The sequence below is a fragment of the Vibrio sp. A11 genome (genome assembly GCF_013048705.1).
Taxonomy (GTDB): domain Bacteria; phylum Pseudomonadota; class Gammaproteobacteria; order Enterobacterales; family Vibrionaceae; genus Vibrio; species Vibrio metschnikovii.
The window spans coordinates 1-26,312 of record NZ_VHSI01000022.1 but is presented as its reverse complement, the minus strand read 5'-3'; the positions used below and the strand labels follow the sequence as shown (position 1 = coordinate 26,312).

The window sequence follows — 26,312 nt, the reverse complement described above, 5'->3', positions numbered from 1 at the left end:
GGCGACAACATCAAGATGGTTGTAGAGCTAATTGCACCAATCGCGATGGACGAAGGTCTACGTTTTGCTATCCGTGAAGGTGGCCGTACAGTAGGCGCTGGTGTTGTAGCTAAAGTTATCGCTTAATCACAGTTTCTGTGAAGAATGATTTGACTATCCAGTAGCAAAAAGGGCATCATTTGATGCCCTTTTTCTACACAGTTAGTCACTTTGTTTGTTTTATCATCAAGCGCTAGCATGAAATTTAGGGGCCGAGACTATTTCTTGGTCAAAATCAGTATATCAGCCGTGTAGCTGATGAAATGGATTTGCCCTGCAACAGCGGGGCTGTTGTCGTCTATAGTAAGACTTGTGACAGGTTGGTTTATGAAAGCTAATAATGCTGAAACTCCTGATAGCTCAAATGCGCTAGATACGTTGAAGTGGGTCATTACCTTCGTATTGTTGGCCGCTGCTGTTGTAGGTAATTACCTGTATGGTGAGTGGTCTGTAGTCGCACGTGCTGCAGGTGTCATTGTGTTAATTGCCGGCGCTCTTGGCGTTGCGGCAACCACAGTAAAAGGTCAAGCTGCGATTGTTTTTGCACGCGAATCTCGGATGGAAGTTCGTAAAGTGGTGTGGCCTACGCGTCAAGAAACCATGCAAACAACATTAATCGTGTTAGCTGTAAGTATTGTAATGGCTTTAGCACTTTGGGGCATTGATGGAATTATGGTTCGTCTAGTGTCTTTTGTGACTGGAGTATAGAGGGTTTAATACATGAGTGAAGCTCCAAAAAAACGCTGGTATGTCGTTCAAGCCTTTTCTGGGTTTGAAGGTCGTGTCGCTCAATCACTTCGTGAGCATATAAAAATGCATGCGATGGAAGAGCACTTTGGTGAAGTGCTGGTTCCAACGGAAGAAGTGGTGGAGATGCGCGCAGGCCAACGTCGCAAGAGCGAACGTAAATTCTTCCCAGGTTACGTGCTGGTACAAATGGTTATGAATGATGAGTCATGGCATTTGGTACGTAGTGTTCCTCGTGTAATGGGCTTCATTGGTGGCACTTCGGATAGACCAGCACCAATTACTGATAAAGAAGCCGATGCGATCTTGAACCGTTTAGAAAAAGCGAGTGAAGCTCCACGTCCGAAAACGATGTTTGAGGTGGGTGAAGTGGTCCGTGTTACAGAAGGTCCATTTGCTGATTTCAATGGTACGGTAGAAGAGACCGATTACGATAAAAGTCGCCTGAAAGTGTCTGTCTCTATCTTCGGTCGTGCAACGCCAGTTGAACTCGAATTTGGTCAAGTAGAAAAACTTGACTAAAATAGCATCTATTTAAGCCTTGTGAAAAGCGTGAGATAAGATTATAATTTCGCGCCTTTTTACGGGCATTATGTAAAACTGGGGAGCTGATAAATATATTAGCGTTTGCACCCAATCATTAGGAAATATCATGGCTAAGAAAGTTGAAGCTTATATCAAGTTGCAAGTTGCAGCTGGTATGGCGAACCCAAGTCCACCAGTTGGTCCTGCACTAGGTCAAAAAGGTGTTAACATCATGGAATTCTGTAAAGCGTTTAACGCAAAAACAGAATCAATGGAGAAAGGTCTACCTACTCCAGTTGTTATCACTGTATACAGCGACCGTTCTTTTACGTTCATCACTAAGACTCCTCCTGCAGCAGTTCTACTTAAGAAAGCGGCTGGCCTTAAGTCTGGTTCTGGTCGTCCAAACACTGAAAAAGTGGGTACGATCACTGACGCACAAATCCAAGAAATCGCAGAACTAAAAGCTGCTGATATGACTGGTGCTGATATTGAAGCGATGAAACGTTCTATTGCGGGTACTGCTCGTTCAATGGGCCTAGTGGTAGAGGGTTAAGATCATGGCAAAATTAACTAAGCGCATGCGTACAATTCGTGAAAAAGTTGACGCAACAAAAGAATACGAAATCAACGAAGCAGTTGCTCTTCTTAAAGAACTAGCGACAGCTAAATTTGTTGAATCTGTAGATGTTGCTGTGAACCTTGGTATCGATGCTCGTAAATCTGACCAAAACGTACGTGGTGCAACTGTACTACCACACGGTACTGGTCGTGACGTTCGCGTTGCAGTATTCACTCAAGGTGCTAATGCTGAAGCGGCTAAAGCTGCTGGTGCAGACCTAGTGGGTATGGAAGATCTTGCTGAGCAAGTGAAAAAAGGTGAAATGAACTTCGACGTTGTGATTGCTTCTCCAGATGCAATGCGTGTTGTTGGTCAATTGGGTACCATTCTTGGTCCTCGTGGTCTAATGCCAAACCCGAAAGTTGGTACTGTAACTCCTAACGTTGCTGAAGCAGTGAAAAATGCGAAAGCAGGCCAGGTTCGTTACCGTAATGACAAGAACGGTATTATCCACAGCACTATCGGCAAAGTGACTTTCGAAGCTAACCAACTGCAAGAGAACTTAGAAGCTCTGCTTGTTGCGCTTAAGAAAGCAAAACCATCATCAGCGAAAGGTACTTACGTGAAGAAAGTAAGCATCTCTACGACGATGGGTGCAGGTGTTGCTGTTGATCAGTTAACGCTGAACACTAAAATATAATTCCTTTGCTTAGGCGCGAAATTTATGTATAATTTTGCGCCTAATATTTGTGGTTGGGGCTGAACTTTGGTTCTTTGAACTATGACACAGTCTCCGTCCAAGACCGTAGGCGTTATCAATTCGATAACTTAATAAAACCTACGTAGATGGTGCCCGAACTGACAGAAAGCTCTTATTTTTATAAGTTACCTTTCTTCTGGGACTGCACCTAATAATCTCTCACTGTTGTGATAATAGTGAGTGGTGTAACGACAACCAGGAGCAATCCAAGATGGCTTTAAATCTTCAAGACAAAAAAGCAATTGTTGCTGAAGTCAACGAAGCGGCCAGTGGTGCACTTTCTGCAGTTGTTGCTGACTCTCGTGGCGTTCAAGTAGGCGCGATGACTTCTCTACGTAAACAAGCGCGTGAAGCGGGTGTTTACCTGAGAGTTGTTCGTAATACTCTAGCACGTCGCGCTGTAGAAGGCACAGCTTACGAATGTCTGAAAGACGTATTCGTAGGTCCTACTTTGATCGGATTCTCTAACGAGCACCCAGGTGCTGCAGCACGTCTTTTTAAAGACTTCGCTAAAGAGAACAAAGCATTTGAGATCAAAGCAGCTGCATTTGAAGGCGTAATTACTGACGCTGAAGTACTAGCGACACTACCAACTTACGACGAAGCAATTGCACGCCTAATGATGTGCATGAAAGAAGCTTCTGCTGGCAAGCTGGCGCGTACTATCGCTGCTATCCGCGATCAAAAAGAAGCTACAGCGGCTTAATTGCCTTGCTTTTTATTGGTTGCTAAATAAACTTATTGTTGACTTAAAAGAGAATTGTTATGTCTATTACTAACGAGCAAATCCTAGACGCTATTGCAGAAATGTCTGTAATGCAAGTTGTTGAACTTATCTCTGCTATGGAAGAGAAGTTCGGTGTTTCTGCTGCAGCTGCAGTAGTTTCTGGCGGCGCTGCTGCTGCTGAAGTTGAAGAGCAAACTGAATTCGACGTAATTCTAACTGCTGCTGGCGCAAACAAAGTTGCTGTAATCAAAGCAGTACGTGGCGCAACTGGTCTTGGCCTAAAAGAAGCTAAAGCTCTAGTTGACGGCGCTCCAGCACCTCTAAAAGAAGGCATCGACAAAGCTGAAGCTGACGCTCTTAAAGCTCAGCTAGAAGAAGCTGGTGCAACTGTTGAAGTTAAGTAATTATTACTTAATTCCTTAGCCGAAAGGCTAATGGCTGGTGGTTTATTGACCACCAGCCTTTTTGCGCTGTAGGGTATGGACGAATTTTCCCGCTGTTTAAGCGTTCCATATTCTTGCAAAAAGCATCTAAATCATAACGATACGAGATGCCACTACAGTAAACAGCGATTTAGTCACTGTCCTACCCCTTTTAATAAAGGCGGACAGTTTGGGTCACTTATCAGCGAGCTGAGGAACCCCATGGTTTACTCTTATACCGAGAAAAAGCGCATCCGTAAGGACTTTGGTACTCGTCCACAAGTATTGGACATTCCATACCTGCTATCGATCCAGCTTGATTCGTTCGAAAAATTTATCGAACAGGATCCAGAAGGGCAATACGGTCTTGAAGCTGCTTTTCGTTCTGTATTTCCAATCCAGAGCTACAACGGCAATTCAGAGCTGCAATACGTTAGCTACCGTCTTGGTGAGCCAGTTTTTGACGTTAAAGAATGTCAAATCCGTGGTGTAACTTATTCTAAACCTCTACGCGTAAAATTACGCCTAGTGATCTTTGACAAAGACGCGCCAGCAGGCACGGTTAAAGATATTAAAGAACAAGAAGTCTACATGGGTGAAATTCCACTCATGACAGATAATGGTACCTTTGTCATTAATGGTACTGAGCGGGTTATCGTATCCCAGCTGCACCGAAGCCCAGGCGTGTTCTTCGACAGCGATAAGGGTAAAACCCACTCTTCTGGTAAAGTGCTTTATAACGCACGCGTGATCCCTTACCGTGGTTCATGGCTCGACTTTGAGTTCGATCCTAAAGATAACCTATACGTACGTATTGACCGTCGTCGTAAGCTGCCTGCGTCAATTATTTTGCGTGCGCTAGGTAAAACCACAGAACAAGTTCTAGACACCTTCTTTGACAAAGTGAAGTTTGAAGTCAAAGACCAAACTCTGATGATGGAGTTGGTGCCTGAACGTTTACGTGGTGAAACGGCAACGTTTGATATTGAATCTAATGGTAAGGTTTATGTCGAAAAAGGTCGTCGTGTCACTGCGCGTCATATTCGTCAGCTTGAAAAAGATGAAGTCAGTTTTATTGAAGTTCCTGTTGATTATATTGTCGGCAAGATTTCAGCCAAAGACTACATCAATGAAGCGACGGGTGAAGTGATCCTTGCCGCTAACCAAGAAGTTACTTTGGAAGTACTCGCTCATTTATCTCAAGCGGGTTACAAAAAGCTGGAAGTTCTCTTTACTAACGATCTTGATAATGGTCCGTTCATGTCTGAAACACTACGTGTTGACAGTACCTCTGACCGAATTTCGGCGTTAGTTGAAATCTATCGCATGATGCGCCCTGGCGAGCCGCCAACGAAAGAAGCGGCTGAAGCGCTATTCGAAAGTTTATTCTTCTCTCCTGAGCGTTATGACTTATCAACCGTAGGTCGTATGAAGTTCAATAGTTCTATTGAGCGTACAGACGCAGAAGAGCAAGGCACACTCGATGAAACTGATATCATCGAAGTGATGAAAAAGCTAATCGCGATTCGTAACGGTAAAGGGGAGGTTGATGATATCGACCATCTTGGTAACCGTCGTATTCGTAGTGTTGGCGAAATGGCAGAAAACCAATTCCGTGTTGGTCTAGTCCGTGTTGAACGCGCAGTAAAAGAGCGTCTAAGCTTAGGCGATCTCGATAACGTGATGCCACAAGACTTGATCAATGCCAAACCAATTTCTGCTGCAGTAAAAGAATTCTTTGGTTCTTCACAACTGTCTCAGTTTATGGATCAGAACAACCCGCTATCAGAAGTCACGCATAAGCGTCGTATTTCTGCTTTAGGTCCGGGTGGTTTGACTCGTGAACGTGCTGGTTTCGAAGTTCGTGACGTACACGTAACCCACTATGGTCGTTTATGTCCAATCGAAACACCAGAAGGTCCAAACATCGGTCTAATCAACTCTTTGTCTGCTTTTGCTCGTTGTAATGAATATGGCTTCCTTGAAACACCATACCGTCGAGTTGTCGATGGCGTTGTGACTGATGAAGTTGATTATTTATCAGCGATTGAAGAAGGCCAATTTGTTATTGCTCAGGCGAACGCCAAGCTTACTGATGATAGCCGTTTTGCTGATGAACTGATCACTGCTCGTCAGAAAGGTGAATCAGGTCTTCACCCGCGTGAACATGTTGATTACATGGACGTTGCGACTAACCAAGTGGTATCGATAGCTGCATCTTTGATTCCGTTCCTAGAACACGATGATGCGAACCGTGCTTTGATGGGTGCAAACATGCAACGTCAAGCAGTACCGACACTACGTGCTGAAAAGCCATTTGTTGGTACGGGTATTGAGCGCAATGTAGCTGTTGACTCTGGTGTAACTGTGGTTGCGAATCGTGGCGGTGTTATCCAGTCGGTTGATGCATCTCGTATCGTGGTTAAGGTTAATGAAGAAGAGTTAATTCCTGGCGAAGCTGGTATTGATATCTATAACTTAACCAAATATACCCGTTCGAACCAAAACACCTGTATTAACCAGCGTCCTTGTGTGATGCCTGGTGAACCTGTGGGTCGTGGTGATGTATTGGCAGATGGTCCATCTACTGATTTAGGTGAGCTAGCACTAGGCCAGAACATGCGTATCGCGTTCATGCCTTGGAACGGTTATAACTTCGAAGACTCAATCTTAGTTTCAGAGCGCGTTGTTCAAGATGACCGCTTTACCACCATCCACATTCAAGAACTGTCTTGTGTGGCTCGTGATACTAAGCTTGGTGCCGAAGAGATCACGGCGGATATTCCCAACGTTGGTGAAGCGGCATTATCTAAACTTGATGAGTCAGGTATCGTTTATATCGGTGCAGAAGTTAAGGGTGGCGACATCCTTGTGGGTAAAGTAACACCAAAAGGTGAAACTCAGCTCACTCCAGAAGAGAAGCTATTACGTGCTATCTTCGGTGAGAAAGCTTCTGACGTTAAAGATACCTCATTACGCGTTCCAAATTCAGTGGCTGGTACGGTTATTGACGTACAAGTTTTCACTCGCGATGGTGTAGAGAAAGACAAGCGTGCGCTTGAAATTGAGCACATGCAGCTGAAAGAAGCTAAAAAAGACCTAACTGAAGAGTTCCAGATTCTTGAAGGTGGTCTATTAGCACGTGTTCGTTCTGTACTTGTTGCTGGTGGTTACTCGGACGCGAAGCTTGATTCTATTGAGCGCAAGAAATGGTTAGAGCAAACCTTGGAAGACGAGGAGCTACAAAACCAACTTGAACAGCTTGCTGAGCAGTGGGATGAGCTAAAAGCTGACTTTGATAAGAAGTTTGAAACCAAGCGTCGTAAGATCACTCAAGGTGATGATTTAGCACCTGGCGTTCTTAAGATCGTAAAAGTTTACTTAGCGGTTAAGCGTCGCATCCAGCCGGGTGATAAGATGGCGGGTCGTCATGGTAACAAAGGTGTTATCTCGAAGATCAACCCTGTGGAAGACATGCCGTATGATGAGAATGGTCAGCCAGTCGATATCGTACTGAACCCACTAGGTGTACCATCGCGGATGAACATCGGTCAGATCTTAGAAGTTCACTTAGGTCTCGCGGCCAAAGGTATCGGCGATAAGATCAACCAGATGATCAAGGAACAACAAGAGCTAGCGAAGCTGCGTGAGTTCCTACAAAAGGTTTACGACCTTGGCGAGACTCGTCAGTCGGTTGACATCGCGGCTTTATCTGATGATGAAGTGCGTACTTTAGCCAATAACCTACGCAATGGCTTAACGGTTGCGACTCCAGTCTTTGATGGTGCGAATGAAGCGTCTATTAAAGAGATGTTGCAATTGGCCGACCTGCCGACTTCTGGACAGTTAACTCTGTTTGATGGTCGTACGGGAGATGCCTTTGAGCGTCCGGTTACGGTTGGTTATATGTACATGCTGAAATTGAACCACTTAGTGGATGATAAGATGCATGCCCGTTCAACTGGTTCTTATAGCTTGGTTACTCAGCAACCTCTGGGTGGTAAAGCACAGTTCGGTGGTCAGCGTTTTGGTGAGATGGAAGTGTGGGCACTAGAAGCCTACGGTGCCGCTTACACGTTACAAGAAATGCTTACCGTTAAGTCTGATGACGTTAACGGCCGTACGAAGATGTATAAGAACATTGTAGACGGTAACCACGCGATGGAACCTGGTATGCCTGAATCGTTCAACGTATTGTTGAAAGAGATTCGCTCGCTAGGTATCAACATCGAGCTAGAAGACGAAGAGTAAACCTTAAGGTTCCCCTTTGGGGGACCTAACTGGTTTTCTGGTAGGAAGGCGCTCGCTACATTAAGCAGCGGGCCCTTTTAACTCCTTACAGGAGCTGATTGTGAAAGACTTATTAAACTTTCTAAAAGCACAGCATAAGACCGAAGAATTTGATGCAATCAAAATCGGTCTATCTTCTCCAGATATGATCCGTTCATGGTCATTTGGTGAAGTGAAAAAACCTGAGACCATCAACTATCGTACGTTCAAACCTGAGCGTGATGGTCTGTTCTGTGCGCGTATTTTTGGTCCGGTAAAAGACTACGAGTGTCTTTGTGGCAAATATAAGCGTCTGAAACACCGTGGTGTGATTTGTGAGAAGTGTGGCGTTGAAGTAACCCAGACTAAAGTTCGTCGTGACCGTATGGGCCACATCGAGCTTGCTTCACCTGTGGCACACATTTGGTTCTTAAAATCACTACCGTCTCGTATCGGTTTGCTGATGGATATGCCATTACGTGATATCGAACGTGTTCTTTACTTCGAGATGTACGTGGTGACTGAGCCAGGCATGACTGATCTTGAAAGAGGACAAATGCTCACTGAAGAAGAGTATTTGGATCGTCTTGAAGAGTGGGGTGATGAATTTACCGCTAAAATGGGCGCAGAAGCGATCAAAGATCTTTTGTCTTCAATGGATCTACAGGTTGAAACTGAGCAAATGCGTGAAGAGTTAGAAACGACTAACTCTGAAACCAAGCGTAAGAAATTGACCAAACGTTTGAAGCTGGTTGAAGCGTTCCTCTCTTCAGGTAACAAACCTGAATGGATGATCCTGACAGTCTTGCCAGTACTGCCGCCTGATCTTCGCCCTCTCGTTCCACTAGATGGTGGACGTTTTGCTACGTCGGATCTGAACGATCTGTATCGTCGCGTGATCAACCGTAACAACCGTTTGAAGCGTCTACTTGAGCTTGCTGCACCAGATATCATCGTGCGTAATGAAAAACGCATGTTACAAGAGTCGGTGGATGCACTATTAGATAACGGTCGTCGTGGTCGTGCTATTACTGGTTCTAACAAGCGTCCTCTGAAATCTCTTGCTGATATGATCAAGGGTAAACAAGGTCGTTTCCGTCAGAACCTACTGGGTAAACGTGTAGACTATTCTGGCCGTTCGGTTATTACCGTTGGTCCATACTTACGTCTACATCAGTGTGGTCTTCCTAAGAAGATGGCACTTGAACTATTTAAGCCATTTATCTATAGCAAACTTGAAACTCGTGGCCTAGCAACGACGATTAAAGCGGCTAAGAAGATGGTTGAGCGTGAAGAAGCCGTCGTTTGGGATATCTTGGATGAAGTGATCCGTGAACACCCAGTGCTACTCAACCGTGCGCCAACACTGCACCGTTTGGGTATTCAAGCGTTTGAGCCAGTTCTTATTGAAGGTAAAGCGATTCAGTTGCATCCACTCGTGTGTGCGGCGTATAACGCGGACTTCGATGGTGACCAAATGGCGGTACACGTGCCTCTAACTCTAGAAGCACAGCTTGAAGCGCGTACGCTGATGATGTCGACGAACAACATTCTGTCGCCAGCATCGGGCGATCCGATCATCGTACCTTCACAGGACGTTGTATTGGGTCTGTATTACATGACTCGTGAAAAGATCAATGCGAAAGGTGAAGGTATGTACCTTGCTGGCCCTGAAGAGGCTGAAAAGGCATATCGCACTAAAAACGCGGAACTGCATGCGCGAGTTAAGGTACGTATTACTGAAACGGTCGTTGATGAAGATGGTCACCGTACCACTAACACTCAATTGGTCGATACGACGATTGGTCGTGCCATGTTGTGGCAGATCGTACCGACAGGCTTGCCTTATAGCATCGTCAACCAAAAGTTAGGTAAAAAGCAAATTTCTAACTTGCTCAACGAGGCGTATCGTAAGCTTGGTCTGAAAGACACGGTTATTTTTGCTGACCAAATCATGTACACCGGTTTTGCTTATGCGGCATTGTCTGGCGTATCGGTAGGTATCGATGACATGGTTGTTCCTGCGGCTAAATACACGGAAATTGCTGATGCAGAAGAAGAAGTGCGCGAAATTCAAGAGCAGTTCCAATCTGGTCTAGTGACAGCCGGTGAGCGCTATAACAAAGTGATCGATATTTGGGCGTCAACCAATGATCGCGTTGCGAAAGCAATGATGGAAAACCTCTCTTCTGAGTTAGTCATTAACCGTGATGGTGAGGAAGAGCGTCAAGAGTCTTTCAACAGCATTTACATGATGGCCGACTCAGGCGCACGTGGTTCTGCGGCTCAGATTCGTCAGTTAGCGGGTATGCGTGGTCTGATGGCTCGTCCAGATGGTTCGATCATTGAAACGCCAATCACCGCGAACTTTAAAGAAGGTCTGAACGTACTTCAGTACTTTATCTCAACCCATGGTGCGCGTAAGGGTCTAGCCGATACCGCATTGAAAACGGCAAACTCAGGTTATCTGACTCGTCGTTTGGTTGACGTAGCACAGGACGTAGTGGTTACTGAACACGACTGTGGCACCCATGAAGGCGTTGATATGATGCCTCATATCGAGGGTGGTGACGTTAAAGTTGCTCTGACTGAGTTAGCGCTTGGACGTGTTGTTGCAGAAGATATTATTAAGCCTGGTACTGAAGAAGTCTTGATTCCACGTAATACCTTACTGGATGAAAAATGGTGTCAGATCATTAATGATAACTCGGTTGACCGTATCCGCGTTCGTTCTGTCGTAACCTGTGATGCTGACTTTGGTTGTTGTGCATTGTGTTATGGCCGTGACTTGGCTCGTGGTCACTTGGTTAACCAAGGTGAAGCCGTCGGCGTTATTGCGGCTCAATCTATCGGTGAGCCAGGTACACAGTTAACGATGCGTACTTTCCACATCGGTGGTGCTGCATCAACAGCCGCTGCAGAGAACAGTATTCAAGCAAAGAATAAAGGTTCTGTGAAGCTGCATAACGCTAAATTCGTAATCAACAAAGATCGTAAACTGGTGATCACTTCGCGTGCATCAGAGATGACGATTATTGATGAATTTGGTCGTACCAAAGAGAAGCACAAACTGCCTTACGGTTCGTTATTAAGCAAAGCCGATGGCGATGCTGTTGACGCCGGTGAAGTTATTGCTAACTGGGAAGCGCACACACTACCTATCATCACTGAAGTGGCTGGTCGTATCCAGTTCGTGGATATGATTGATGGTGTAACCGTTTCTCGTCAAACTGATGATCTAACGGGTCTGTCTTCAAGTGAAGTTACCGATGCCGCCGCTCGTCCAGCCGCAGGTAAAGATATGCGTCCTGCGATTAAACTGGTTGATGCGAAAGGTAAAGATGTATTGATTCCTGGTACTGATATGCCAGCGCAATATTTCTTACCTGGTAAGGCGATTGTGAACATCGAAGATGGCGCAGAAGTGAACATCGGTGACACGTTAGCACGTATTCCACAAAAATCTGGCGGTAACCGAGATATCACCGGTGGTCTACCACGCGTAGCTGACTTGTTTGAAGCGCGTAAGCCGAAAGAGCCTGCGATTCTTGCTGAGCATACGGGTACTGTTTCATTCGGTAAAGAGACTAAAGGTAAGCGTCGTCTACTGATCACTCGCGATAGCGGTGATGTGTATGAAGAGATGATTCCTAAGCATCGTCAGCTCAACGTGTTTGAAGGTGAGCGTATTGAACGTGGTGATGTCATTGCTGATGGCCCAGAGTCACCGCATGATATTCTGCGTCTACGTGGTATCCACGCCGTGACTTCATACATTGCTAACGAAGTTCAGGAAGTTTACCGTCTGCAAGGCGTTAAGATAAACGATAAGCATATTGAAACGATTGTTCGTCAGATGCTACGTAAGTGTACCATCACCCATTCAGGTGATTCGGAATTCTTACCTGGTGAGCAAATTGAGTACGCTCAAGTTAAGATTGCTAACCGTTTATTGGAAGCTGATGGTAAAGAACCTGCTCGTTTCGAACGCGAACTATTAGGTATTACCAAAGCCTCTCTGGCAACCGAATCGTTTATTTCAGCAGCGTCGTTCCAAGAAACAACGCGCGTACTGACTGAAGCAGCGGTATCGGGTAAACGTGATGATTTACGTGGTCTGAAAGAGAACGTAATCGTTGGTCGTTTGATCCCTGCCGGTACCGGTTTTGCGTATCACCAAGATCGCCAAGCGAAGCGTCTAGCTCAAAAAGAAGGTACGTCAGCGGAACAAGCGACGGACAATCTTGCTGCGCTATTGAATGCTGGCTTTTCATCGGACGAGTAATCGTATCGCATGATCAAAAAAGGCACCTTCGGGTGCCTTTTTTAACTCATTTTTCAGGTCAATTATGTTGCGCTGCTTTCACTCAATTTACTTAGATGAAAAGCGAAAGCTCACGCTTGTTTATGCGCCTGGTGGGATAGCAAGGCTGTCTGCTATTAATTGAATCAGGTAATCTTCAGACGCAAACCGCGACTCAAGCACTTCACCAACCATCGATAAATCATTATCGAGATTATCTAAATCATCGTCATCAGCCACAGTGGCATAGTTATCCGCAAAATCCAATAAGGCATCATTGGTTTGGACGATTTTTCCATAGGTTTGGTTGATTTCATCTGTTGCTTTAAAACCAGTCGCTTGCCATTTTTGCATGACCATATCATAAATTTTAAAATGGCCTTCGGAGATATAATCAACCAGCTCTTGGCTAAAGCGGTGCAACGCTTTAGGCGCTGGTAACTCATTCAGTGAGGATTCGGGAGTTAAAGGCTGTAGTGCTGCAAGCTTGCAGTACTCAACGATCAGGTGTTGACGGTTATCCAACCAGTGATCGATAACTTCACTGGATCCGCCCCACTGCTCTTGTGTTTTCTTTAATTTATTTAGCATGACCATGCCCTCATGATCTCATCATCTTATTGATGATTTTCCTTGCACACCCATTGTAGTGTTGTACTACAAACTGTTGTCCTAACGAGAATTTATAGGTTTGAAAATCAAATGACTACAAACTCTGGTATGAATTTAGATTGCCAGTAAAATGGTTGAACTGCAAGCAATCAGGAGTGAGTATGTTAGAAAACAGTGACGCAAAAGCCGCTTATTGGTGTGTTGTTTCAGGAAGTGAGATCTGGACCATTGATGGGAGCATCCCTTTTGGTTGTGCGCAGCAATGGCGATTACCGATTGAGTATGCGGTATTGATTGGTGAGCATAACCAAGCCCCTGTTTATTGGATAAATGCTCAAGAGATCGCTGATGAGTTACCAATGGTGAATTTGCGGACGTTATTATCGATGGATTCAGCGCTATTTTTGCTCGCCAGCAAAGCGGTTCAATATGGGCATATGAGTCAAACTCAGCGTTTTTGTTCACAATGTGGTGGGCGTAATCGTCTCAATCATCATCAGTTAGCGATGCAATGTCAGGAATGTCGCACTTTACATTATCCCCGTATTTTTCCGTGCATTATTGTCGCGGTTCGCAAAGATGATCAGATTTTACTTGCTCAGCACCCTCGTCATCGCGGTGGGATGTATACGGTGATTGCCGGTTTTTTAGAGGTGGGAGAAACCCTTGAGCAATGCGTCGCGCGTGAAGTACAAGAAGAAACGGGGATTATTATCGACAATATTCGCTATGTGGCCAGTCAACCTTGGGCGTTTCCTTCCAGTATGATGATGGGTTTTTTAGCCGATTATGCGGGAGGTGAGTTAAACCCCGATTATTCAGAACTGACCGATGCGCAGTGGTTTAGTGAACCTCATTTACCTGATCTGGCTCCACACGGAACGATAGCTCGAGCTTTAATTGAACAGACCTTGACCGACATACGAGCCAAGAATGATAAGATCGACAGTCATTCTTTTTAGAGAAAACAGGCATAAAAAAACCCTCCGCAAGGGAGGGGGTAAGTAAGATGTCGTTATGAGATGCTAGACATTCAATGCCTAGCTATTATTATCGTTTTCGCTAGCGAATAAATTTGTAACAGTTAATGCTTTTGCACGCAATTTAAGCATTGATTTAAAAGTTAATAACTTGATCTCGGTTGCAAAGCACTCTGCGATGCTTGGTCAATCAATGTTAGAATGAGCGATTGATTACCGCTTGATAGAAAAATGGGAAAAGACCATGACTGAATTAAAAAATGACCGCTATTTGCGTGCATTACTCAAGCAACCTGTCGATTGCACGCCAGTATGGATGATGCGTCAAGCGGGACGCTATCTACCAGAATACCAAGCGACACGTGCACAAGCGGGCGATTTTATGTCGTTATGCAAAAATGCCGAGCTGGCTTCTGAAGTTACCTTGCAGCCGCTACGCCGTTTTTCACTCGATGCTGCAATTTTGTTTTCCGATATTTTAACCATTCCTGATGCCATGGGCTTAGGCTTGTATTTTGAAGCTGGTGAAGGGCCAAAGTTCGAGCGTCCCATCACTTGTAAAGCGGATGTGGATAAAATTGGTTTCCCTGATCCAGAAGGCGAGCTGCAATATGTCATGAATGCAGTGCGCCAAATTCGTAAAGATTTGCAGGGTGAGGTGCCTTTGATTGGTTTTTCTGGCAGCCCTTGGACGTTGGCAACCTATATGGTCGAAGGCGGAAGTTCAAAAGCGTTCACCAAGATCAAAAAGATGATGTATGCCGAACCTGCTTTATTGCATCGGTTACTCGATAAATTGGCAAACAGTGTCATTGAGTATTTGAATGCACAGATTAAAGCTGGAGCGCAATCAGTGATGGTTTTCGATACTTGGGGAGGCGTATTAACGCCAAGAGATTATCAGTCGTTTTCGCTGCATTACATGCATAAAATTGTTGATGGATTGATCCGTGAGCACGAAGGCAGACGAGTCCCTGTTACATTATTTACCAAAAATGGTGGTATGTGGCTTGAGTCGATTGCGGCGACGGGGTGTGATGCGATTGGACTCGATTGGACCATCAATATTGCTGATGCTAAAGCACGAGTGGGTGATAAAGTTGCGCTGCAAGGCAATATGGATCCTTCCATGCTTTATGCGAGCCCTCAGCGAATTCGTCAAGAGGTAGCAAGTATTCTTGAGGGTTTTGGTACCGGTAGTGGGCATGTGTTTAACTTAGGCCATGGTATCCATTTAGACGTTCCACCTGAGAATGCTGGAGTGTTTGTCGATGCGGTTCATGAACTTTCGACCCCTTATCACCGATAAAAAGGTTCAGTATTGAGTCCGCTTTCCTTTGAATAGCGAAGAGGTGGGCCTGTCTGCCTCTTTATCTTGTTTGGTATATACTGAGATAAATTCACCACTAAAGATTATGGTTCGACAATGAAAACCCGAGACCGAATAATTCATGCCGCATTAGCTTTGTTTAATGAACATGGTGAAAGACCGATCACCACCAACCATATTGCGGCTCATATCGAAATTAGCCCCGGTAATCTCTATTATCATTTTCGTAATAAACAAGAGATCGTGCGTGAAATTTTTGCTTGGTACTCGGCAGAACTTATCGAGCGTTTTAGCCCTTGGCAGGGCCAATATGAGAGTTTAACGCTGCTGAAACATTATCTGGATTCTATTTTTAATTTGATGTGGAAATATCGATTTTTCTACGCCAATTTGCCAGAAATTTTGCAACGCGATCCTGAGCTGCATCAATCGTATATTCAAGTTCAAGATAAGCTCCAAGTGAACTTGATTAATATTATGCAAGTGTTTATCGATATGCAGCTGCTGGTGATTGATGAGCAAGAGATGAAAAAGCTAGTGACAACGTTGCATTTGATCGCTTCAAGCTGGTTGGCGTATCAGTCTGCGATGTCGGCTAACGCGTCCATTACCGAGCGTGTTATTCATCAGGGGATGCTACAAATTATTTCGGTGATGAAACCCAATGCCACCCCCCAAGGTTTAGAACAATTACAATTGTTAGAAGAAGGTGTCAGAGCCATGCATGCCAGCACTATCAATGGCTAGAATGCGTTGACTTTTCAATGGTTGCCATGCGATTACGGCTGTTATAGCGATGCTGAGTAATAAGTTTGGAGATATAACGTTTTTATCTTACTCATCATAGACCGATTTAGATAAAGTGTACTTATGTCCGCTAAATACCCCTGTGAATAACCATGCACTATGATGTTTTTAATGGTGATGCTGATGGCATCATCGCGCTATTACAACTGCGCTTAGCCGAGCCTATCGAAAGTCAGCTAGTGACTGGCGTGAAGCGTGACATACAGTTACTGAAAAAACTAACGGTTAATCCTGGTGATTCTGTGACTGTACTGGATATTTCGATGGCGAAAAATGTCTTTGATTTACAGCGCCTTCTCTCAGAGGGAGCAAGCATTTTTTATGCTGATCATCATCAGTCCGGTGATGTTCCTTACCACGCTAATTTAACCGCTCACATTGATTTAAACGCCAATATTTGTACGGGTTTGATCATTGATCGATTACTGGCGGGCCGTTTTCATCATTGGGCGATTGCCGCTGCTTATGGCGATAATTTGATCGCAACCGCGAATCAACTGGCATTACAAGCTGGATTGACGACATTTCAAGCCGAGCAGTTGCAGTCAATCGGCACTTTGCTCAATTACAATGGCTATGGGCAACAATTAGAAGATCTGCACTTTCATCCCGCAGAACTGCTGCGAAGTTTATTGAACTATCCTTGTCCTTTTATGCTTATTGATGATCATCATTCCCCTTATCATCGTCTCAAGCGGGCTTATCAGCAAGACATGGCGCAAGCACAAAGCCTAGAAGCATATTACCAAAGTCGGGAATTACGCGTGTTTGTGTTACCCAATCAATCGGCCTCACATCGAGTCAGTGGCGTCTTTGGTAATCTGCTAGCTAATCAACAACCGAGCCAAGCTCACTTGGTGCTCACTGAAGCCGACAGTGAAAGCTATACTGTGTCGTTGCGTGCTCCTTTAGCCAATAAACATGGCGCAGGCGCTATTTGTGCTCAGTTTGTTAGCGGTGGTGGGCGAGAAGCGGCGGGAGGGGTAAATCGTCTAGCCAAATCACAATTGAGCCAACTGATAGAGAGGGTCGAAACTTATTATCGATATTAATCGTCGTCGATAGCGCTGGTGAGATTTATCGTCTCAGCCATTGGCGTGGGTTTTCAGCTCGGCTATTACGACGAATTTCAAAGTACAACGCGGGACGAGATTGCCCACCAGTATCACCGGCTAAGGCGAGCGTATCTCCTGCGACGACCTTATCGCCCTCTTTTTTCATGAGTGATTGGTTATAACCGTATAAGGTCATATCACCTTTGCCGTGGTCAAGTAAAATCACTAATCCATAGCCACGTAAATACTCCGCAAATACGACCGTTCCCGGATAGACGGCTTTGACGGCTTGCCCATAATTGGCGCTGATCACCATGCCTTTCCAATCGACTTGACCAGTTTGTTTCTCTCCAAACTGGTGCAACACGTTACCTTGCAGTGGCCAGGGTAGCTTACCTCTTTGCTGAGCGAGTCCATCCATCGGTACTGCATTACGCTTCGCTGCTTTGGCGATTTCAGCTTTCAAGCGAGTTTCATTGCGTTGCAGTTCGGCAAGATAAACTTGATCGCCCGAGATACTTTGTTGAATGGTATTGACGGTTTTACGCCGCTCCGCTTGAGTGCTGGCGAGCTTATCGCGCTTATCGGTTTGTTGTTGCAATAGGGCGGTGATTTGATCACGCTCACGCTGCAGTTGTTTTTCACTTTCGTTGAGCGCTTGATGGGTTGTTTGTAAACTGCGTAAGGTTTCCGTACGCGCTTTGGCCAAATGTTGATAATACTGACTAATTCTATCTTGCTCGACGCCACTTTTGAGGAGATCGCCGCTGGCCAGTGCTCGCTGAGTTACATAGTACGTCTGTAACAGTTGAGTGAGTTTTTCGGTCTGTTGCTGGCGCTGCTGTTCTAACTCAAGTCGGTTTTTTTGAATATTGGCGAGATTGTCATTAGCGGTCACGACATCACGTTGGGTATTTTTAATTTGATTTTCTAGCTGAGAGATAGACAACTCTTGTTGTCTAAGTGAACGCTGTAATTGATCCAGTTCTTTTTGTCGTTGGCTCAGTGACTGCTGTTGACGAGAGATTTCGTTTTTGACGCCAGAAAGCTCTTGTTGCGAAGCGGCATAAGCAGCACCTGATGAGGTGGTAATCGCTAAGCAGACCGCCAATAATCGCACAGTAAGTTTTAGAATAGACAACGTCATGTTTAGGCAATCATCACCATTAAAATTGTTGAATGCCCAGTATACTCAAAGTCACGTGTCAGGCGAGCAGCATAATGTAAACTTTGTGCGGTTTTTTGTCATACTGCTCATTTGTCGTCAAGGATCGGCGTTTAGCGAGATGATTTCGGTTGAAACTGTTTCACACTGCGCTTTTGGGCACTCCGTCGATTGGCTTGTTTATCTCGTGGTTGACGTTTTGGCACCGTGGTGGCGGGTTGATCTGTAACGGGAAAATCGGCCAACGTCTGCAACACAAGAGGGCGTTGAGTCAGTTGACGAATGGCATCGAGGATCGCGTTTTCATTATGACAGACTAAAGAGAGAGCGAGACCTGTTTGCCCAGCTCGTGCGGTTCGCCCAACGCGGTGAATATACACTGACGGGCTTGGCGGTAAATCAAAATTGATGACCACAGGAAGCTGTTCAATATGAATGCCTCTTGCCAATAAATCGGTTGCGATTAGCACTTCAATTTTCTGCTGTTTAAATTGAGTCAAGATTTGCTCACGATCGGTTTGATCTTTATTACCATGGAGTGCGGCAACACGAATTCCAGCTTTAAGGAGTTTTTTGGCCAGTGCGTCTGCATTATCTCGAGCGCTAATAAAGACCAAGACTTGAGACCAATGATGTTGTTTGAGTAAATGAATCAAGACTTGTGCTTTGCTGCCTTTATTGACCAAGTACAGTTGTTCATCAATCTCTGGCACGGTTTGATTCGGCAGATTAGCGCTGATCTTAATGGGATCGTTTAACGGCTGGAGGGCTTTTTCTTCAAGCTCGGGGAGTAAGGTTGCAGAAAATAGCAGGGTTTGTTTTTTAGCGGGTAAATGGGCCATGATCCGCTGCACATCTGGCCAAAATCCCATCTCTAATAGCCGATCAGCCTCATCCAGTACCAGATGTTGTAGCGATGATAAGTTTATGATCTGTTGCTCAATAAGATCCAATAATCGCCCTGGCGTAGCAACGATGAGCTGAGGGTTTTGCGCTAATTGATCCTGTTGCCATTGCTGGTCAACCCCTCCACAAAGTGGACACACATCGATGTTCATCGGTTTGGCGATTAAGCCCAGCGCTTGGCTAACTTGGGTTGCCAGTTCACGTGTCGGTACGATGATCAAGGTTTGAATGTGTGGTGTCATCGGGAGTGTTTTTTGTAATAGCGGTAAACCATAAGCGAAGGTTTTACCGCTGCCCGTTTGAGCGAGAGCGAGCAGATCACGACCAGATAAAATCACAGGAATCGCCAACTGCTGGATTGTGGTCGGAGTATGTAACTCAGCGGGCAGTGCACTAAGTAGAGAAGAAGCTAAGTTAAGCTCAGAAAAGGTCATAAATACATCATGGATGAGGAAAGCGGTGGTCTGAGTCTAAAGCTATTCATCGTTGGCGACAACTAACGATGATAGCGATGCCAAGTAAGCAACCGTTAAGTAAAATCCATCGATAAAAAATCCCCTTAAATAGCGAATTTAAGGGGATCAATGCTTCAAAAATCGTACGCTAATAACAAGCGTTATGAATAAAGCACTTTACCTGACATATCTGCGGGAATTTCCATGTCAGCCAGCGCTAACATGGTTGGTGCGAGATCCGACAGTTTACCGCCCTCTTGTAGAGTAATTGATTTATTACCGACATAAATCAGCGGTACTGGTAAACTGGTGTGAGCCGTATGTACGCCACCGGTTTCAGGGTTAATCATCATTTCAGCGTTACCGTGGTCTGCGGTGATGAGCAACTGACCATCGACTTCTTTAATCGCTTCAACCACTCGGCCAATACATTCATCGACCGCTTCACAAGCTTTAACCGCTGCTTCATAAACACCAGTATGGCCGACCATATCACCATTTGGATAGTTACAAACGATCGCATCGTATTGACCGGATTTAATCGCCGCAACCAGTTTATCGGTGAGTTCTTTGGAGCTCATTTCTGGTTGAAGATCGTAAGTCGCGACTTTTGGAGAGGCCACTAGCTGGCGCTCTTCACCAGGAAACTCGTTTTCTGCGCCACCGTTAAAGAAGAAGGTCACGTGGGCGTACTTCTCTGTTTCTGAAATACGCAGCTGAGTTTTGCCCGCTTTAGAAAGCCATTCACCATAAGTGTTTTCTAGCGATGCTGGTGGGAAAGCGGTCGCTAGTGGAATATCGGCCGCATACTGAGTTAGCATCACGAAATTGACATTAGGGAACACTTGACGAGTGAAACCATCAAAATCGGCGACAAACGTGCGGGTGATTTCACGAGCACGGTCAGCACGATAGTTTAAAAATAGTACCGCATCACCATCTTGCATGGCTGCTGATTCTTGATCTGCGCTACGAATTTCTGTGGCTTTGACGAACTCATCGTTTTCTTCACGCGCATAAGCGGCATTAAGGCCAGCAACGGCAGAGTCATAGGTGAACTCTGCTTTAGCTTGAGTTAATAAGTCATAAGCTTGCTGAACGCGATCCCAGTTATTATCACGGTCCATGGCATAATAACGACCGATAAGAGAAGCGATGCGTCCTTTACCGAGTTTGCTAAATAGGTCTTGGAAACGTGCCAATGAACCCTCAGCACTGCGTGGTGGGGTATCACGTCCGTCAAGGAAGCAGTGTAGGTAAATTTTCTCTGCGCCACGAGCAGCGGCTAGCTCTACTGCCGCATAGATATGATCTTCGTGAGAGTGCACACCACCTGGCGACATCAATCCCATGAGATGAACCGCTTTGCCTTCGGCTACCGCTTTATCAATCGCATTCACAATCGCTTCATTATGCTGGAATTCACCATCTGCGATTGATTTAGTAATGCGGGTTAAATCTTGATAAACAATCCGTCCTGCACCGATGTTAGTATGGCCAACTTCAGAGTTTCCCATTTGACCGTCAGGTAGACCCACATCCATGCCAGAAGCAGAAATAAGAGTATGAGGATGATTTTCCATCAACGCATCAAGTACTGGTGTGTGCGCATTGTTGATCGCGTTGCTGGTGTTATCTTCACGGTAGCCCCAACCGTCAAGAATCACTAGAGCCATAGGCTTCTTAGCAGACATAATTATAACCTCGTCAAATTCATGGTAATGAGAAATAAAAAACTAGCGTAATTTTACTACACTTTCTCCGCTTTGCAGTAGGTTAAGATCAATGATTCTGCCTATCAATCCGAAGAATGTTGTCTATGGATCAACATTCATTGTTTTTGCTTCTCTCTACGGCAATCGATTGATGTTACGCTCTCATTAAGTTAACGCCCAAGTGGCCAAATACACAATACATAATCCTACTAGTCCAAGAATTAAACCGGTTTTAGCCATATCTTTACTTTCAATTAAGCCTGTGGAGTAAGCTAATGAGTTAGGCGGTGTTGAGACTGGAAGGATCATGCCTAAAGAAGCGGAGAACGCGACCACGACCAATAACCCTTGTAGGCCACCAATCTCCGTTAAACTGGACATCGAGACACCAATAGCGGCAGCAATTGGCATTAATAAGTTTGCTGTTGCCGTATTGGACATGAAGTTCGCCATTAGCCAGCAGACCATCGATAGCGAAATGACGATGAACATCGGTGATAAGCTTTCATAGTCAATGGCATGGGCTAAGGCAACGGCAAGTCCGGTATGCTCTAACCCAATACCGATCGCAATCCCCCCAGCCACTAACCAAAGTACATCCCAATTAATTTGCTTGAGTTCCTCTTTGCCCATAATGCCTGTTAACGTAAATACAGCTAGTGGAATGATCGAGACCACATAAGTATTCATGCCATGCAGAGCGGTACTCATCCACAATAAAATCGTCGTTGCAAAAGTGATGTACACGACGATTGCTCGCCAAGAGCGTTGAAATGTTCCCTGCAATTTTAGCGTCATTTGTTGTTGTGATGAGGGAAATAAATACTGCAATAAAAACCAAGCAATGGTTAATTGAACAATCACAAATGGTAGACCCATCATCATCCAAGATAGAAAGTCTATGCTGTTCTCTCCCGTTAAATACTGTAAAGCAATCGCATTCGGTGGCGTACCAATCGGCGTCGCGATGCCTCCTGTATTCGCAGCAATCGGAATGGATAGCACCAAAGCTTTAATGCCTAGCTCCCCTTTCGGCGCAGAGGCGACAATGGGTCCAAGTAGAGCCAACATCATTACTGTCGTAGCCGTATTTGACATGAACATTGAGAATACGGAGGTGATGAGCATCAATCCAAGCATAATAAATTTAGGTTGATGACCAAACGGGCGCAGTAATACACGTGCTAAGTTGTTATCCAGTTGATATTTTGACGCCGCGATCGCTAAGGCGAATCCACCCATAAACAGAATAATGATCGGTGAAGAGAAGGCACCAAGAATGTCAGTGTAAGGGATTAAATGCCCGACTTCATGTTGTTCAATTGGGGAGCGGAACCAATGTAACCCCTTGTCTGAAATCATAATTAATAATAGAGCGATGATCAGAATAGAAGTAGCAAAAACGGGTACCGGTTCTAAGACCCAGAGTAGAGCCGCGAGTAAAAAAATAGCCAGCAAGCGATGCTGAACGAGCGTCAATTCATCAATAGGAATGGTGTCTATGGGGAGTAAGAGTACACCGACAGGAATCAAAAAACAGATCGCAAGCCGAGTCAGTAACCCGGTCGATAACGTTGACATAAGAGCGTCCTTTGCAAAAATATCCGAATGTCATCTAGGGTAAAGCATTGCTATGAAAAGATCGTAATAGGGAATGGAAAATTGTTAGCTTAGACACAGTTAATCAGTGGAAAGCTCGGCTTAGAGCAAACATAGTCGCCACTTTTAGTGATAAAAAATGGCGACAATGTTTCATTTAACGCGTTGGAAATAAGGAGGAACTTGATTAGGCTTTGTGGGCGTAAGCAGAACCGAGCAGGGTTGGCGTATTTAACTGCATGCTACTATCAAAACGAATCTGTTGTTTCGCAAATAGATTGATAACGGTTGACCCCAACTTAAATCGACCCATTTCTTGGCCTTTTTTCAATCGGATAGCATTGATACCTTCTGCTGGATAATCCCAACGATACACGGTATTACCACGCGGTGGAGTCATGGTTCCTGCCCATACCATCTCGATACTGCCAACAATGGTTGCACCGACCAGTACTTGAGCCAGTGGGCCAAATTCGGTATCAAAAATACAGACAACTCGTTCGTTACGGGCAAACAAATTAGGCACATTCTCTGCGGTCAGTGGGTTAACAGAAAATAGATCGCCAGGCACATAGATCATTTGTCGTAATGTACCATCACATGGCATATGCACTCGGTGATAATCTCGTGGTGATAGGTAGAGAGTGGCAAACTCACCATCACGAAACTCTTCAGCCAGTTTAGCATCACCCCCAAGCAGTACTTGAGCAGAATAATGATGGCCTTTTGCTTGAATCAGTTGGCCGTCAGTTATTGGGCCGAATTGACTGACGCAAGCGTCGGCTGGATGAACGAGTGTCGCTTCGTCATCGACAACGGGGCGTAGGCCAGGCTTTAACTCACGGACAAAAAATTCGTTAAATGTCGCAAAGTGTTTTGGATCGGAATGTAACGCTTCACTCATGTTGACATTATATTGTTTAATAAACCAGCGAATGATGGCGGTGGTTAGACTACCTGCCTTCGCTGACGCGAGTTTACCGACTAAACGGGTTAAAGCATGTTGTGGCAGCCAATATTGCAGCCTAACTTTAAATTTATCCATCGTATGTTATTTCCAATCTATCATCTTTATTTTGGCGCGAAATGGTACTGAAAAATAATCCGCGTGTCATCAGACTCTGTTCGTCTGTGAGTATTTATTGTTGGTCTGATTTTTTATTGCGAGAATATTGTCGATTGGCTTTATTTTCCGACATGCTCTCAATAATACGGTGATAGTTATCAAAGCGTTGTGCGCTGATTTTACCGTTTTCGACGGCTTCTCTCAGTAAGCAACCCGGGTCATCACCATGTTTACAGTCACGAAATTTACATCCCCCTAAATAGGGACGAAATTCTACATAGGCTTTGGTTACTTCCTCTGCGGCTAAGTGCCATAAACCAAACTCACGAATACCCGGAGAGTCAATCAAATCGCCACCGGATGGGATGTGGTATAAGCGAGCTGCGGTAGTCGTATGCTGTCCAAGTCCTGAGTTCTCAGAGATTTTACCCTCTTCAGCAATGATGCCGAGTTGAGGCATCAACGCATTGACTAAGCTTGATTTTCCTACTCCGGATTGACCGACAAAGATATTAATCTTATGACTTAACTTACTCTCTAATAACGCGATATTTTCGCCACTTTCTTTACTGACAAAAATGACGTCATAGCCAATTTCTTGGTAAGCGGCCAATTGCTGTTGATAATCCATCCGCTGTGCTTCGCTGAGTAAATCGACTTTATTAAGAACGATGGCAGGAGCGATAGATAGTGTTTCTGCAGCAATTAAGTAACGATCGATGATATTCAGCGATAATTCAGGTAAGACAGAAGAGACAATGATCATTTGCTCAACATTAGCGGCGACGGGTTTTAAACCATCGTAATAATCTGGACGAGTCAGAACTGAGCTGCGAGGCTCTACTGCTTCGACCACGCCTGAAATTCCAGCAAGAGTTTCTACGCCAGGCCGCCAAATGACCTGATCGCCACACACCAAACTTTCGATTCCGCGACGTAAATTGCATCGATGGACGATCTTCGTCTCGGGGTCTTCTATATCGGCATGTTGACCAAATCGTGTGATCACTAGACCGGACTTGGCATTTTCCAGCATCGATTCGTCCCACTGTACGGAGTCTTCTTGTTTTAACTTACGGTGCTGGTTATTTCTAACTCGGCGCACTTGGCCTTTAGTGAGTTTTTTCTTCTTTGTCACGTTTTTTCACTTTAAGTTTTTTAACTTAGAACGATGCCTAACTCAATTTATCACTGTGCGCTGCACGGCGGTATCGTAGTTAGGGGAATTTAGGTTATAGTACCTTTTTTATTGGCAAACCCCTATAGGCACTTAATTATATGTCTTTTAGTGATCAAAACTTGATTTGGATTGATCTGGAGATGACCGGGTTAGACCCTGATGTCCATAAGATCATTGAAATAGCAACCATTGTTACCGATAGTCAACTGAATGTATTGGCAGAAGGACCGGTGTTAGCTATTCATCAATCCGAAACCGAGTTACAAAAAATGGATGAGTGGTGTACTCGTACCCATACCCATAGTGGGCTAGTGGACCGAGTGCGCCGCAGTTCGATCAATGAAGTTCAAGCGATAGAACAGACGATTGATTTCTTACAACACTGGGTTCCTGCTGGTGCTTCACCGATTTGTGGAAATAGCGTTGGTCAAGATCGACGTTTTCTTTACCGGCATATGCCAGACTTAGAAGTGTATTTTCATTATCGTTGTATTGATGTGAGCACTATCAAGGAACTGACTCGTCGTTGGCAGCCTGAGATTGCTGCGGGATTCAGTAAACAAGGAACTCATCTTGCCTTAGATGATATTCGAGAATCTATCGCCGAGCTTAAATTTTATCGCTCTCACGTTTTCAAAATTTAACAATCCTAGCTATCGAGCGGTGAAGAGCGGTATGGTTGACCGCTTTTCTTAAAACGAGCGGTTGCAATTTCACCTGAATCTGTGTGTTTTTTGTTTAAGTGGTTTTTTTTATCGTCATACGAAAAGAAAAATGATTTTTTTTGCTTTAACTACTTGCATCACAAAAAAATGCACTTATAATTCGCAGCCCTGAACAGCACAAAACGTTGTTGATGCGACACTAGCTCAGTTGGTAGAGCGCAACCTTGCCAAGGTTGAGGTCACGAGTTCGAACCTCGTGTGTCGCTCCAGATTTGCTTTTATTGCTGATGGCGATAAAACAATAAAGTTACAAAGCCTACATCGTGCTTAACGGTGAGTAATACGGACGCGGGGTGGAGCAGCCTGGTAGCTCGTCGGGCTCATAACCCGAAGGTCGTCGGTTCAAATCCGGCCCCCGCAACC

The 26,312-nt window shown here is 44.9% G+C and carries 20 protein-coding genes, 2 tRNA genes and 1 pseudogene; 16 read left to right on the top strand and 7 right to left on the bottom strand.

Annotation, left to right across the window (positions count from 1 at the left end; translation table 11 throughout):
- The 9 genes and pseudogenes from tuf to rpoC form a co-directional block, all read left to right on the top strand.
- Positions 1-126 (top strand): annotated as a pseudogene (tuf, locus tag FKQ60_RS15980) (elongation factor Tu); the annotation flags it as partial.
- 240 nt (positions 127-366) lie between these two features.
- Positions 367-747, top strand: coding sequence for a preprotein translocase subunit SecE (gene secE / locus FKQ60_RS15975; RefSeq protein ID WP_004397650.1), 381 nt, complete (start codon positions 367-369; stop codon positions 745-747).
- A 12-nt stretch (positions 748-759) separates the two neighbouring features.
- Complete coding sequence (gene nusG / locus FKQ60_RS15970) at positions 760-1,308, top strand: transcription termination/antitermination protein NusG (protein ID WP_004397649.1); 549 nt, start codon at positions 760-762, stop codon at positions 1,306-1,308.
- A gap of 130 nt (positions 1,309-1,438) precedes the next feature.
- Positions 1,439-1,867, top strand: coding sequence for a 50S ribosomal protein L11 (gene rplK / locus FKQ60_RS15965; protein ID WP_004397648.1), 429 nt, complete (start codon positions 1,439-1,441; stop codon positions 1,865-1,867).
- 4 nt (positions 1,868-1,871) lie between these two features.
- Positions 1,872-2,573: a 50S ribosomal protein L1 gene (gene rplA / locus FKQ60_RS15960; RefSeq protein ID WP_004397647.1), complete on the top strand. Its 702-nt coding sequence runs from the start codon at positions 1,872-1,874 to the stop codon at positions 2,571-2,573.
- Positions 2,574-2,844: 271 nt separating this feature from the next.
- Positions 2,845-3,339, top strand: a complete 495-nt coding sequence (rplJ, locus tag FKQ60_RS15955) for a 50S ribosomal protein L10 (protein ID WP_072671278.1) — start codon at positions 2,845-2,847, stop codon at positions 3,337-3,339.
- A gap of 59 nt (positions 3,340-3,398) precedes the next feature.
- Positions 3,399-3,764, top strand: a complete 366-nt coding sequence (gene rplL / locus FKQ60_RS15950; protein ID WP_004397645.1) for a 50S ribosomal protein L7/L12 — start codon at positions 3,399-3,401, stop codon at positions 3,762-3,764.
- A gap of 240 nt (positions 3,765-4,004) precedes the next feature.
- Positions 4,005-8,033 (top strand): DNA-directed RNA polymerase subunit beta, encoded by a 4,029-nt coding sequence (gene rpoB / locus FKQ60_RS15945; protein WP_115152679.1) that lies wholly within the window; start codon positions 4,005-4,007, stop codon positions 8,031-8,033.
- Positions 8,034-8,133: 100 nt separating this feature from the next.
- Positions 8,134-12,336, top strand: coding sequence for a DNA-directed RNA polymerase subunit beta' (gene rpoC, locus FKQ60_RS15940; RefSeq protein WP_170906749.1), 4,203 nt, complete (start codon positions 8,134-8,136; stop codon positions 12,334-12,336).
- Between the two features lie 120 nt (positions 12,337-12,456).
- Here rpoC and FKQ60_RS15935 read toward each other — a convergent pair whose 3' ends face one another.
- Complete coding sequence (locus FKQ60_RS15935; RefSeq protein ID WP_040905865.1) at positions 12,457-12,945, bottom strand: Rsd/AlgQ family anti-sigma factor; 489 nt, start codon at positions 12,943-12,945, stop codon at positions 12,457-12,459.
- Positions 12,946-13,127: 182 nt separating this feature from the next.
- Here FKQ60_RS15935 and nudC point away from each other — a divergent pair, with 182 nt between their 5' ends.
- The 4 genes from nudC to FKQ60_RS15915 all read left to right on the top strand — a co-directional run bounded on the left by nudC (position 13,128) and on the right by FKQ60_RS15915 (position 17,135).
- Complete coding sequence (gene nudC, locus FKQ60_RS15930) at positions 13,128-13,928, top strand: NAD(+) diphosphatase (protein WP_154169361.1); 801 nt, start codon at positions 13,128-13,130, stop codon at positions 13,926-13,928.
- A 262-nt stretch (positions 13,929-14,190) separates the two neighbouring features.
- On the top strand, positions 14,191-15,255 hold the full coding sequence (hemE, locus tag FKQ60_RS15925) for a uroporphyrinogen decarboxylase (protein WP_170906748.1): 1,065 nt from the start codon (positions 14,191-14,193) through the stop codon (positions 15,253-15,255).
- A gap of 117 nt (positions 15,256-15,372) precedes the next feature.
- Positions 15,373-16,023, top strand: coding sequence for a TetR/AcrR family transcriptional regulator (locus FKQ60_RS15920; protein WP_170906747.1), 651 nt, complete (start codon positions 15,373-15,375; stop codon positions 16,021-16,023).
- Between the two features lie 152 nt (positions 16,024-16,175).
- The gene (locus FKQ60_RS15915; protein ID WP_004397639.1) at positions 16,176-17,135 is read left to right on the top strand and encodes a hypothetical protein; all 960 of its coding nucleotides are present in this window, start codon (positions 16,176-16,178) and stop codon (positions 17,133-17,135) included.
- 25 nt (positions 17,136-17,160) lie between these two features.
- Here the strand turns inward: FKQ60_RS15915 and FKQ60_RS15910 are convergent, their stop codons facing one another.
- The 6 genes from FKQ60_RS15910 to rsgA all read right to left on the bottom strand — a co-directional run bounded on the left by FKQ60_RS15910 (position 17,161) and on the right by rsgA (position 25,182).
- Positions 17,161-18,285: a peptidoglycan DD-metalloendopeptidase family protein gene (locus FKQ60_RS15910; protein WP_154169355.1), complete on the bottom strand. Its 1,125-nt coding sequence runs from the start codon at positions 18,283-18,285 to the stop codon at positions 17,161-17,163.
- A 131-nt stretch (positions 18,286-18,416) separates the two neighbouring features.
- On the bottom strand, positions 18,417-19,643 hold the full coding sequence (locus tag FKQ60_RS15905; protein ID WP_170906746.1) for a DEAD/DEAH box helicase: 1,227 nt from the start codon (positions 19,641-19,643) through the stop codon (positions 18,417-18,419).
- A gap of 182 nt (positions 19,644-19,825) precedes the next feature.
- Entirely contained in the window at positions 19,826-21,358 is a 1,533-nt protein-coding gene (gpmM, locus tag FKQ60_RS15900; RefSeq protein WP_161426318.1) for a 2,3-bisphosphoglycerate-independent phosphoglycerate mutase, read from the bottom strand.
- A gap of 186 nt (positions 21,359-21,544) precedes the next feature.
- A complete protein-coding gene (locus FKQ60_RS15895) occupies positions 21,545-22,960 on the bottom strand; it encodes an SLC13 family permease (RefSeq protein ID WP_004397635.1) in 1,416 nt (471 codons plus the stop codon).
- 205 nt (positions 22,961-23,165) lie between these two features.
- Positions 23,166-24,023 carry an archaetidylserine decarboxylase gene (asd, locus tag FKQ60_RS15890; protein ID WP_170905201.1) on the bottom strand — a complete coding sequence of 286 codons (858 nt, stop codon included), beginning with the start codon at positions 24,021-24,023 and terminating at the stop codon, positions 23,166-23,168.
- Between the two features lie 94 nt (positions 24,024-24,117).
- A complete protein-coding gene (gene rsgA / locus FKQ60_RS15885) occupies positions 24,118-25,182 on the bottom strand; it encodes a small ribosomal subunit biogenesis GTPase RsgA (RefSeq protein ID WP_170906745.1) in 1,065 nt (354 codons plus the stop codon).
- Positions 25,183-25,322: 140 nt separating this feature from the next.
- Here rsgA and orn point away from each other — a divergent pair, with 140 nt between their 5' ends.
- The 3 genes from orn to FKQ60_RS15870 all read left to right on the top strand — a co-directional run bounded on the left by orn (position 25,323) and on the right by FKQ60_RS15870 (position 26,310).
- Positions 25,323-25,868, top strand: coding sequence for an oligoribonuclease (orn, locus tag FKQ60_RS15880; protein WP_040905851.1), 546 nt, complete (start codon positions 25,323-25,325; stop codon positions 25,866-25,868).
- Positions 25,869-26,082: 214 nt separating this feature from the next.
- Positions 26,083-26,158, top strand: a tRNA-Gly gene (locus FKQ60_RS15875).
- Between the two features lie 78 nt (positions 26,159-26,236).
- A tRNA-Met gene (locus tag FKQ60_RS15870) sits at positions 26,237-26,310 on the top strand.
- The last annotated feature ends 2 nt before the right edge of the window (positions 26,311-26,312 follow it).